This is a genomic window from Winogradskyella pacifica, from assembly GCF_003386275.1.
GTDB classification, from domain to species: domain Bacteria; phylum Bacteroidota; class Bacteroidia; order Flavobacteriales; family Flavobacteriaceae; genus Winogradskyella; species Winogradskyella pacifica.
The window spans coordinates 100,474-113,818 of sequence record NZ_QREI01000004.1 but is presented as its reverse complement, the minus strand read 5'-3'; the positions used below and the strand labels follow the sequence as shown (position 1 = coordinate 113,818).

Genomic DNA, 13,345 nt, shown 5'->3' with positions numbered 1-13,345 from the left:
AGATTTTCAAATTTGCAAATCAATTTACTTTAATTTATTGATTTTTTCGATAAGAGCTCTTCCTTTAGTTTCAAGGTCTGCGCTAATCGCTTTAAAATGAGCTTTTTTATTTTCTGCACCTCTATCATTAACACGAGCAATTAACTCATCAAATGTTACGATAGCTTCATCTATAACAGCTTCGCTTTCTTTAGTTGGCTTTTCAGCATTCGCTAATTCCCAAACGTAAACTGCTTCAATAATATCTCCTAATACGTAGTTGATATCTTTTTTTAAATCTCTTTTATTCGACATGATAATTATTTTTTATAATAACCGCAAAAGTACTAAATCCTTTTAGTTATTTGATTCTCATTATTATTTTTTATCGTAAGTTTTAAACGTACACTTCTAGAAGTTTACCAAAAACCGATTTTAATGCAAAGTTTTTAATTTCAGCAGGTATCAAAATAGTTTCTCCTTTTGAAATATGTTCTATAGAATCTTTAGTGGAAACCTCAACATCCCCATCGACACACATATATATTAAAAAGGAATCGTGAGTGTTTTCGATTTTTATCTCGGACGTTATATCTATAAAATTTGTAGTAAAGAAAGGGCAGCTAACCATTTCATTAGATACATTTTTCTGTTTTGGATAGTCGATTCTGAAATCATTTTTCATTTCAAAATCAAAAGCATCAATGGCGATATCATTATGTAAGTCGCGCTCATTACCATTGTCATCAACACGATCCCAATCGTAAACACGATACGTTACATCACTAGTTTGCTGAATTTCTGCTAATAATACTCCTGCCCCAATGGCATGGAGTCTTCCTGCTTCTATAAAATAAGTATCTCCTTCTTTTACGTTATCGAAATTTAAAATTTCCGTAAGGGTGTTATTTTCAAGATGCTTTAGATAGGTTGCTTTATCGACTTCTCCTTTGAATCCAACAATAAGATTAGCATCGTTATCTGCTTGCATTACATACCACATCTCGGTTTTACCAAATGAATTGTGTCTCTTTTTGGCTAATTCATCATTAGGATGTAACTGAATACTTAAATCTTGTTTAGCATCAATGAATTTTATTAATAAAGGAAATTTGTTTCCAAAACGTTTCCAGTTTTTATCTCCTAAAAGATTAGATTTATAATCATTTACTAACTCTTGAAGTGATTTTCCTTTTAATTCACCGTTAGCAACAACAGAAACATCATTTGGCACTGTACTGATCTCCCAGCTCTCACCAAGATTTTTAGAATCAGAAACTTTATTAAAGTATTGATTTAACTTTTCTCCTCCCCAAATTTTATCTTTAAGAATCGGTTGAAATTTTAACGGGTATAACATGTTTCTTTATATTAATCTCCCGAATAGGTTACAAAGTTACGAGGTGTTTCGTATAGTGTAATTTCAAGATGAAACTTAGGATCGAGTTTGGGTTTAATTTTATTGTAAATAACTACAGCGATATTTTCTGCTGTAGGATTTAGGTCTTTAAATTCAGGAACTTCAACATTTAAGTTCTTATGATCAAAGGCATCTTCGACCTCAGATTTAATAATATCTTTCAATATTTTGATATCAATTACATAACCTGTTTCAGGATCAATTTCGCCTGTAACGCTCGCAATTAATTCATAATTATGCCCATGAAAATTAGGGTTATTACACAAGCCAAAGACGGCATCATTCTTCTCAAAGCTCCACTCTTTTCTATAAAGCCTGTGCGCTGCATTAAAATGTGCTTTTCTATGAACTGTAACTCGCATTATTTATTGACGTTTATAAATTCATAAAATTTTTCAAAAATTATTTTAAACCAAGCCGTGTATAGTTCTGGATTTTCAGCAATATCAGCTTTTACAGCTTCTAATGACATCCATTTCCAACTCGCCACTTCATCTGGATTAATAGTTGGGTCATCACTAAAATACCCAACCATAATATGGTCGTACTCATGCTCTGTTAATCCGTTATCAAATGGTGCTTTATAAATGAAAGCGGTCTTTTCTTCTAAGTCTGCTACAAAACCCATTTCTTCTTGCAAACGGCGTTTTCCTGCTTGTAAATTAGTTTCCCCATCACGTTGATGACTGCAACATGTATTAGTCCATAAACCTGGAGTATGATATTTGTGCATAGCACGCTGCTGAAGCATCAGTTCGTTCTTATCATTAAATATAAATACAGAAAATGCACGATGTAAAAGCGCCTTCTCATGCGCTTCCATCTTTGGCATTAAACCAATTTTATTATCATTTTCATCTACTAAGATGACTTGTTCTTCTATCATGTAGCAAAAGTACCAAGTAAAACTTTAAAATCCATTAATGTTTTCATAAAAAGGATTTGAAATAATACAAAAGCCTTGACTATATAAGACAGTCAAGGTGATTTGTAATGAGTAAAAATTATGGGTTATTCTTTTATAATAAACATAGACCTACGATTTAATTGATGTTCTTCTTCGCTACACGCTACATTATTAACACATTTATTAATCAATTGAGACTCTCCATAACCTTTTGCTGACAATCTATTTTTAGCAATCCCTTTATCTAATAACCATTGTAATGTAGATTTAGCTCTTCGCTGAGACAACTTTAGATTATAGGCATCTCTTCCTCTAGAATCTGTATGAGATTCTATATGGATTCTTAACTGTGGATATTCATTTAATGCTGCTAATATTTTAGCTAATTCTATCTCTGCATCTAAGCGAACATTAGACTGATCATAATCAAAATAAATGGGCTGCAACGTTAACTTACAACCTAAATCATTAGGTGGACAAGGATCTGAAACCTTCATCGTCAAAGGAATATTTAAAACAATTGGCATCTCAATGGTCTTAGGATTTTTAGGCGTTTCAAAGATTTCCTCTTTAGGATTATAACCTTCTTTTTTTGCTCTAATGACATACCTTTGGTTACACTCTAAATTGAATGTAAATAGTGCATCATCTCCTGTAACTAGTTTTTGAATTTCGTCATTGTTACTATCCAACAGCGTAACTTCTGCATTAGGTATTAATTCACCTGTATCTTCATCTGTAATTGGTCCTTGAATTGTAATTTCGCAATGCTCCCAAATTTGATAAATATCATCACTTTTACTGCCTTCATCTCCGTCTCTATTTGACGTAAAATACCCAATTCGTCCTTCTTTAATAATAAAGCTAAAATCATCTTTTACACTGTTAATAGGCTCGCCAAAGGTTGCGATCTCTCCAAAATCATCTTCGTTTAATTTTGTTACAAAAATATCTAAGCCTCCATACCCTTTATGACCGTCACTAGAGAAGTACAAGTTGTTTTCTGTACTTACAAATGGGAATGTTTCTCTAGCAGCCGTATTAATTTTATTACCCATATTTACAGGTTTGGCATAGCTATCGTTTCCTAAAATATCAACATACCATAAGTCTGACATTCCAAATGTACCAGGCATATCAGAAGCAAAATAAAGTCTATTTTCATCAGTGCTTAATGCTGGGTGGCCAATAGAATAGCTATCGCTATTAAACGGAAGCTCCTTAATATTTCCCCATGCATCTCCTGCCTTGGTCGCCTTATAAATCTTAAGCCTGATGACAAAATCTTTATCTTTTCTTTTCTTACCGTCTAAGAAATTATTTCTTGTAAAATACATTGTATTTCCATCTTTAGAAAAAACAGCAGTAGACTCATGATATTTCGTATTAATTTCACCTTTAAGAAGTTCTACCTCTTTAAGATTCATGTCTTCATCTACAACAACCTGATACAAATCTAAAAAAGGTTGTTTATCCCATCCTGCAAGATCAACAGATTGATCTTCAAAAGCATTTACAGATTTATCACTTGATGCAAAAACAATTTTATCACCGTAGAATGCAGGACCAAAATCTGAGTACTCAGTATTGACCGTTATTTTAGCTAGCTCAAATAATTTATCATTCACCCCTTTTTCAAAAAGCGTATCTGCTACATTTTTATAAGAATCTATAGTTAGAGCCGTGCCTCCTTTAGTTTTATAAATTTCCATTAAACGTTCTGCTTCTCTCGGTTCGCCTGAACTTTTTAAACATTGTGCTGCTCTAAAATAATCAGTAACGACCAAATCATCTGGAAACTCATTTAATAACTTATAATACCATTTAGAAGCACCGGAATACTCACTATTAAAATAATAAGTCTCGCTTAACTTTCTATAAATTTCAGCAGATCGGTAACCATTAGCGACTACTTTTAAATAAATCTCCCGAGCATCGATGTAATGATATTTATCGTATTTAACATTTGCCTTTTCTAATTTACCTGTTTGAGCAAAAGAACTCACAAAGAAAATAACTGATAAAAAACAGAGTAATGATTTATATATAGGTGTATTCATAATCTTAAAAGTTTAGAAAAATCTAGGGGTTAGTATACGTTCGACATTTTTGAAAACATCAAATTTTAAGAATACCTCATATGAGCCATCACTATAAGTTTCGATATCTGTTGTTTGATAATCATATCCCATACCTATAAACAGTTTATTGGTAATTTGGAATCCTGCCATGGCAGTAATTGCCGCATCAAAGCGATAGGCAGCGCCCAGTGTAAATTTCTCATAAATCAGAAAGTTTCCTGAGACATCAACTTGAAGCGGTGACCCATCAACCATCTTAATCATCGTTGCTGGCTTAAATTTTAAATTCTCGTTAATATCAAAAACATAACCTGCAATTAAAAAATAGTGTAAGCGCTCAATGGCGAGTGCATCAGCACTTATATCATCTATATTATTGGTGTTGTAATGTTTAGAATTTAAAAGGTTAGGTACCGATAATCCTAAATACATTTTATCTGTATTATAATATATCCCAGCCCCTATTTGTGGATAAAGCCTATTATTTATATTTTCTTCAAATTGAAAATCATTAACATCATAAATGTTGAGCTTAGTATAATCGACGTCTAAGAAATTCACTCCTGCTTTTACACCAAATGACAATCTTGATACATCGGAAAACATTAGAGAATATGAATAATCAGCAACAATGTTTGTTTCTGTAGCAGGCCCAATTTGATCACTTACAATAGAAAGTCCTATTCCCATTTTTTTAGTTTCGCCTATTGGAGAACTTATTGTGAATGTTCCTGTTTTTGGCGCGCCTTCAAACCCTACCCACTGCGATCTATATAATAGTCCAAAACTAAGTACATCTTTAGACCCTATATAGCCAGGATTAATAACTTGTGTGTTATACATATATTGAGTGTATTGTGAATCTTGTTGAGAAAAGCTCAAACTAACACTCATAAAAACTAGTAGTAATAAAAAATAATATTTCATAAGATTTTTGGGGTTTAGTTATTTTTTATATATAAATATCCTTCATTAGTTAATGTTTGGTTTCCGACAAATCGTCTCAGTATATAGAAATAAGTTCCTGTAGGTAGTTCCTCATCCCTATTAATAGTACTCCTACCATCTGAGAATCCTCTAAATACTTTACCATTTATTCCATAGCCATCCATTTCGTAAATTAAAATTCCCCATCGATTAAATATTTTAAGATTATTCTTAGGAAAATCTTCTATCCCAACTATTTTAAAGAAATCATTTTCACCGTCTCCATCTGGAGTAATTGCATTAAATATTTCAAAGTCTGAACTCAATATTTCAGGCAAGTCTGTAATTGTAGGGTCATCTGGTTCATCATCATCGTTATTATCTACATCATCAAAATTATTTGGATCATCAGATGTATCGGTGTAGGTTGCACCATCCGATCCAGTACTAGTAGCAACAGCTTGATTTGTTATCTCGCCATTATCAATATCCTCTTGTGTCAGTGTATATATTGCTGTAAAAGTAAAATCATCTATTTCTCCAGGCGCTAAAGAAACAATCGGCCCGCCTTCAATCACTATACCTGGAAGCGGATCTTCTATACTAATATTATAGAGCGTAATTGATCCTGTATTATAAACCGCAAATGTGTAAGTTAAAGTCTCACCTATCTCAGCAACACCATCTCTATTCTCATCATTAAATACACCTGCTTTTTCGAGAGATATCGATCCTGATTGACATATTACAGTAGTTGTGACATCATCTTCCATCTCATTATCATCATCTGATAAATCTGTTAGCATGGTACCATCCATAATATTCATTCCCGTAAGAGTAGCTTGATTATTTACAACACCTGCATCTATATCAGATTGTGTTAGCATATAATCTGCCGTGTACCACCACGTTTCATCAACATCTAGCTCAGCATCAGCATCATCGTCTCCAGACGCTAAAACCATTACTCCACCTAACATACTATCCCATAACTCTACTACAGGTACACTTATATTACCCTCATTAGTAACTTCAAATGTATAGGTGATTGTCTCTCCTAAATTTCCGCATCCATCTGAATTATCATCGTTAAATACGCCTGTTTTTACAACTGCGATAGATGCTCTCTGGCATAAAAACATTTCTGTGATATCATTTTCTAATGCACTATTATCATCAGACAAATCGGTTAATACAGCACCATTTATGATACTAATTCCTGTAACGATTGCCTGGTTATTTACAACACCTGCATCAATATCGGCTTGTGTCAATATATAATCTGCTGTATAGAACCAAGTCTCACCGACGTCTAATTCATTGTCCGTATCATCATCACCAGAAGACATATCCATTATTCCACCTAACATAGTGTCCGTTAACTCTACCGAAGTGATGCTTGAATTCCCTTCATTAGTGACCGTAAAATTGTATGTAATTGTTTCGCCTGCATCCGCACAGCCATCAGTATTTACGTCATTATAAATGCCGGTTTTCACAACTGCTATTGTTGCAGTTTGACATAAAGCCGTTTCAGTAACATCATCTTCAGAAACACTATCATCGTCTGAAAGATCTGTTACTACAGAACCATCTATACTATCTAAACCTGTAACAGTCGCTTGATTATTTACAACACCAGCATCAATATCGGATTGCGTTAGTGTATAATCTGCGGTATAAATCCATGTTTCATCAACATCTAACTCGTTATCTACATCTGTATCTCCAGACGCTAAAGCGATTATTCCCCCTAACATCATATCATTTAATTCTACTGTGGTAATACTTGTATTTCCTTCGTTAGTCACCGTAAATGTGTAAGTAATCGTTTCATCTACATTACCACATCCATCATTGTCCTCGTCATTAATTTCCGCTGTTTTGATTACTGCTATTTCTGCCGTTTGACATATTGATGTTTCAGTGACATCATCTTCAGAAATACTATCATCGTCTGAAAGATCTGTTACAATAGAACCATCTATACTATCTAAACCAATAACCGCTGCTTGGTTAGTTACAACACCAGCGTCAATATCGGATTGCGTTAGTGTATAATCTGCGGTATAAATCCAGGTTTCATCAACATCTAACTCGTTATCTGCATCTGTATCTCCAGACGCTAAAGCGATTATCCCACCTAACATCGTATCGGAAAGCTCGACTGAAGTGATAGTCGTATTTCCTTCATTAGTTACCGTAAATGTGTACGTAATTGTTTCATCTACATTACCACACCCATCGTTATTAGCGTCGTTAACGTCTCCCATTTTTATTAAGGCGATTTCAGTTGTTTGACATAAAATGGTTTCAGTAACTTCATCTTCCAAAACGCTATTATCATCTGATAAATCCGTTAATACTGAACTGTCTATAATATTGATTCCTGTTACGGTTGCTTGGTTGTTTACAACACCAGCATCAATATCAGGTTGTGTTAGTGTGTACGCTGCTGTATAAATCCAAGTTTCATTAGCATCTAATTCATTATCCGCATCTGTATCTCCAGACGCTAAAGCGATTATTCCCCCTAACATTGTGTCTGTTAATTCTACAGAAATAATACTTGAATTCCCTTCGTTGGTTACGTTAAACGTATACGTAATCGTTTCTCCTGCATCGCTACAACTATCATTGTTTTCATCATTGAATACACCCGTTTTAACGACTGCAATTTCTGCAGATTGACATAAGTCAGTTTCAGTGGCATCGTCTTCTAAAACACTATTATCATCTGAAAGATCTGTTACCGTTGAACCATCAATACTATCTACTCCTGTTACGGTCGCTTGATTATTGACAACACCAGCATCAATATCTGTTTGTAATAGCGTATAATCTGCTGTATAAATCCAAGTTTCATCAACATCTAATTCATTATCTGTATCATCATCTCCTGATGCTAACGCAATGGTTCCGCCTAGCATCGTATCTGTTAACTCTACTGTAGTTATGCTCGTATTTCCTTCGTTAGTAACGGAAAATGTATACGTAATAGTTTCTCCTTCATTCCCGCAACCGTCTGCATTATCATCGTTATAAATACCTGTTTTGATTACAGCAATTACTGCTGTTTGACATAAATCTGTCTCAGTTGCTTCATCTTCTAAAACACTATTGTCATCAGACAGATCTGTTACTATTGAACCATCAATACTATCTATTCCTGTAACAGTCGCTTGATTACTGACAATACCAGCTTCAATATCAGATTGCACTACTGTATAATTTGCTGTATAGACCCATATTTCATCAACATCTAATTCATCATCAGCATCATCATCTCCTGATGCCAAAGCGATAATTCCACCTAACATAGTATCAGTTAATTCTACCGCAGTGATACTTGTATTTCCTTCGTTAGTTACATTAAATGTATAGGTTATAGTTTCTCCAGAATCCGTACAATTATCATTATTCTCGTCGTTAAAAACAGCTGTTTTAATTACTGCGATATCTGCTGATTGACATAGAATTGTTTCGGTTGGATGATCTTCTAGAACACTATTGTCATCAGAAAGATCTGTTACCTCTGAACCATCGATACTATCTATTCCTGTAACCGTCGCTTGATTATTTAAAATACCCGAATCAATATCAGATTGTACTAATGTATAATCTTCTGTATAGATCCAAGTTTCATCACTATCTAATTCGTTATCTGCATCATCATCTCCAGATGCTAAAGCGATAATTCCACCTAACATGGCATCCGTTAACACTACTGTAGTAATACTTGTATTTCCTTCGTTAGTAACATTAAATGTATACGTTATAGTTTCGCCAGAATCACTACAACTATCATTATTCTCATCGTTAAAAACAGCTGTTTTAATTACTGCGATATCTGCAGATTGACATAGAATTGTTTCGGTTGGATGATCTTCAAAAACACTATCATTATCTGATAGGTCTGTTTCCGTTGTACCATCGATAACATTTATAGCTTCAACTGTAGCTTGATTACTCACAACACCCGCATCTATATCAGATGGTGTTAAGGTATAATTAGCTGTATATAGCCAAGTTTCATCAACGTCTAATTCATTATCGGCATCATCATCTCCAGAAACCAAAGTAAGTACTCCACCTAACATTAAGTCCGTTAATTCTACTGACGCTAAATCGACAACTCCTTCATTAGTTACACTGAAATTGTAAGTTATGGTTTCATCAGAATCGCTACAGTTATCACTATTCTCATCATTAAAGACTCCTGTTTTTACAATCGCAATTTTTGCTGTATCACATAATATTGAATTTGTGGCGTCAATATAACCACCATACACTTCAATTGAATTAAGAACACCTACGAGTGATGCGATGGTAATTTGTATTTCATCAAAGCTTAAAGCAGCATTAAAAGCAACAATGTATAAACCATCAGTAGTTAATGGAGTAATATTAATTAAACCCAATGCTTCTAAAGCTAATAGATTACCTGCTGTTCTTTGTTCTTGTTGAAGACCATCAAGATATGTTGTCAGTGTTATTGAGTTTAATAAATCAACTTCTAATAAATCATTTGTATCTCTTATAATAAATCCTGCTCTTGTACCCATCGGATAATCTAAAAGTACATCTTGTACCGAAATTGAAGCTGTGCTAGCAACTCCCGCTACAACATTAATTAGAGCAAAATCACTTCCATCTTGAGAAATTACATGTTGTGAATTATCAATTTCACAAGCCACACATGCTATGCCTTCTGTTCCTGTTCTGTATGAATTGATAATTACAGAATCGTTTGGATTAGATAACACATAAGGCTCATCACAATTAATCGTCCCTGGACAAAAAGATTCTAAGACCATACTATAGACGCGTGTACTTCCTAAATTTAAGGATACAAGTTGAGAGAGGGTGATTTGCACTTCATCAAAAGGAGCTGTTGAAACAAACCCTACTCTTAAAGCTTCGTTGCTGGTTAGTAATAAACCTGAATTTACAGGAACAAGCTCAGTTGACCCTGTGCGCGACTCAACAAATGTGCCGTCTAAATAGGTCGAAACCGTTATAGCATCGAACAATTGAGTATTTAAAAGCGTTGCATTTTCGATATCAAATCCTGCATAAGTCATCGCCGGATAATCCGTTATTTCATCTTTAACCGCTAATGAAGCAGTTCCCGCAACACTTGCTAACAGATCGATTGTAGCATAATTCCCCGTATTTGAATCAAAAAGACGATTTGTATTATTAATACTTCCAACACTTAATATCCCACCAGTACCTGTGCGTTCGTCCACAATTCTTACCGGAAAATCTGGCTTTGTTAATGCTGTTGGCGTATTACATATTAAATCTGGACCTTCACAAAAACTGTTGGTCACAGCATGATAGACATTGGTAGTAGAAAGCACGTTCAATAAACTTGATATTGAAATTTCAACGGCATCATAATCCATAGTTGTATAAAACCCTACATAATATTTATCAGTTCCTAATAATGCACTATTCACTACAGCTAAAGCTGTATTTGTTTCTGATTCTTGCTCTACACCATCTAAATAGGTTGTAATTACAATAGCTTCCAATAAATCTGCTTGTAGAATAGAATTGTTTTCTATTAACATACCAGCATAACCACCTCCTGTAAAAAACTCATCAACCGTTTCGTCTGTTACTGTTAACGAATGTGTTACACCTAAACCAACGACCGTTGCTATGGTTGCGTAGTTGTTATTATCTTCATCTAATAGATTCCCTTCATTATGAACACCACATCCTATAACACAAGCTCCTGTCGTATTTTTAAACACTGATAAATCTGTAAAACCCATCGACGTAATTGCTACTGGATCTAGAGTATTACATGGTACAGGATACTGAACACCATCTGTATAAACAATAAATTCAACCGTATCTACACAGTCTAAAGCATCTGTAACCGTTACTGCATAAGTTCCTGGAGATAAACCGCTAATTGAATTTGAAATTTCGCCGTTAGGACTCCATAAATATAAATACGGAGGCGTACCACCTGATACAGATACGAAAATACTTCCATCTGAAACACCAAGAACAGTCTCATTAATGATCGTTCCCTCAATTTTAATTGAGGTGTCTACATAACTTCCATAAACCTCTATACTGTTTATAACTGCCACCAACGCACCAACTGTTATTCTTAATTCATCATAGGGAAGACTCGTTTCAAATCCTACTAAATAAAATCCATCAGTATATGAAGGTGTAATATTTATTAATCCTAAAGCCTCGAGAGCTAGTAAACTACTCGATGTTTCAGATTCTTGTACTATACCATCTAAATAGGTGGTTAATGTTAGCGAGTTTAATAAATCGACTTCTAATAAATCATTGGTATCTCTAATTATAAATCCTGCCGTACTTCCTGATGGAAACGTACTTAATACATTTTCTACTGAAATAGAAGCCGAATTAGCCACACCTGCAACAACATTTATCATTGCAAAATCCGAATTGCTTTCACTGATTACATTTATAGCATTATCAACTTCACAACCCACACAAGCTAAACCGTCTACTCCTGTATTCGAAGTATTAATAATTACCGGTTGCGATGGATTGCTTAATACTGTTGCTGTATTACAATCTAATTCCCCTTCACAAAATGATTCTAAAACTAATCCGTAAACTCTTGTACTTCCTAAGTCTACTGAAACAGTTTGATTAATACTGATTTGAACCTCATTAAAAGGTAACGTTGATACGAAACCAACACGCGAGCGTTCAGTTCCTGTTAATAGTAAAGCACTATCTATAGCTATGAGTTCAGAGCTTCCTGTTTGACTTTCTTGAAGTAAACCATCCAAATATGTTGTAATAGTAACACTATCAAATAAATCTAAATTTAGTACGGATGAATTTTCGATATCAAAACCAGCATATGTATTTGCCGGATAGTTTATAAATTCATCTTTTATAGCTAAACTTCCTGTTGCTAAGACACCTAAAACAATATTTATACTCGCATAATTATTTGTATTAAAATCTACAGCTGCTTCAGCATCAATAACATTTCCAACACTTAAAACACCGCCCATCCCTGTGTGTTCCTCCACTATTCTAGCAGGAAATTCTGGTTTCGCAAACATGGTTGGAGTATTACATAATAATTCTGGTCCTGCACAAAAATTTTCAGTTACAGCAGCATATATTTTCGTTGTAGAAAAAACACCTACGACACTTGATATCGAAATTTCAACAGCATCAAAATCTAGCGTTGTTTCAAATCCGACATAAAATTGATTACTCGATAATAAGTCACTATTTACAACAGCTAATGAACTACTTTCCTTTGACTCTTGCTCTACACCATCTAAATACGTAGTAATAACCGTTTTATCAAGTAGGTTCACCTGTAAAACAGAGGTGTTCTCAATTAAAAAACCAGCAAAACCACCTGCCGTATAAAATTCATCAGTAGTAGCATCCGTAACCCTTAAAGTATGGGTAACACTTAATCCTATCGCTGTACTTAAAGACGTATAATTATTGCTATTTGAATCAATTAAATAGCTTTCATCAACTATACCACAACCTAAAATACAGATGCCCTCAGTATTGGATGTAACAGATAAATCATCATAATTTAATACTGTAATAGGTGTAGGAAAATCTGTATTACATGGATTGGTGACTGGGGCGACAAACTCGCTAATGTTTTCATAAGCATCTAAGTCTTCTGGGTTAGCAAAAGAAAATAGCATTAACGCCAAACCCATTAAGAATAGTGTTGATTTTGTGGGCATTAAAAACCGTTTAATGGTCATGTGAGAGGAAGTAGGTATTTCCATAATTTATAAGTATATAATAGTTAGTTAGTATATATTATCCAGTAACCAATAGTTCATCAATGACAATTGGTAGATTTGTTAAACACAATAACTCTCACGTTAGGTCGTAACATTTTTACAACTGTGAAATATTTATTATGCTTGTTAACAATGATTCGTAGGGGAAAAATTATTAAAAATAGCGGGCAAACAGAAAAAGACAAAAAAGGTTAAAATTCTGTTAACTTAATCTTAATTTTTTGACATA

General features: G+C 34.1%; 7 protein-coding genes. All 7 read right to left on the bottom strand.

What is annotated here, in order from left to right; genetic code table 11:
• Positions 1-24: 24 nt before the first annotated feature.
• The 7 genes from DFQ09_RS09985 to DFQ09_RS09955 all read right to left on the bottom strand — a co-directional run bounded on the left by DFQ09_RS09985 (position 25) and on the right by DFQ09_RS09955 (position 13,098).
• Entirely contained in the window at positions 25-294 is a 270-nt protein-coding gene (locus tag DFQ09_RS09985) for a hypothetical protein (protein ID WP_020896681.1), read from the bottom strand.
• A gap of 82 nt (positions 295-376) precedes the next feature.
• Entirely contained in the window at positions 377-1,339 is a 963-nt protein-coding gene (locus DFQ09_RS09980; RefSeq protein ID WP_115809909.1) for a type I phosphomannose isomerase catalytic subunit, read from the bottom strand.
• Between the two features lie 11 nt (positions 1,340-1,350).
• Complete coding sequence (locus DFQ09_RS09975) at positions 1,351-1,761, bottom strand: 6-pyruvoyl trahydropterin synthase family protein (RefSeq protein ID WP_115809907.1); 411 nt, start codon at positions 1,759-1,761, stop codon at positions 1,351-1,353.
• Positions 1,761-2,285, bottom strand: a complete 525-nt coding sequence (gene idi / locus DFQ09_RS09970; RefSeq protein WP_115809905.1) for an isopentenyl-diphosphate Delta-isomerase — start codon at positions 2,283-2,285, stop codon at positions 1,761-1,763. The genes DFQ09_RS09975 and idi overlap by 1 nt, the downstream gene beginning before the upstream one ends.
• A gap of 125 nt (positions 2,286-2,410) precedes the next feature.
• Entirely contained in the window at positions 2,411-4,366 is a 1,956-nt protein-coding gene (locus tag DFQ09_RS09965) for an OmpA family protein (RefSeq protein WP_115809903.1), read from the bottom strand.
• A gap of 12 nt (positions 4,367-4,378) precedes the next feature.
• Positions 4,379-5,314 (bottom strand): PorP/SprF family type IX secretion system membrane protein, encoded by a 936-nt coding sequence (locus tag DFQ09_RS09960; protein ID WP_115809901.1) that lies wholly within the window; start codon positions 5,312-5,314, stop codon positions 4,379-4,381.
• 14 nt (positions 5,315-5,328) lie between these two features.
• Complete coding sequence (locus DFQ09_RS09955; protein ID WP_115809899.1) at positions 5,329-13,098, bottom strand: DUF7507 domain-containing protein; 7,770 nt, start codon at positions 13,096-13,098, stop codon at positions 5,329-5,331.
• Positions 13,099-13,345: the final 247 nt, after the last annotated feature.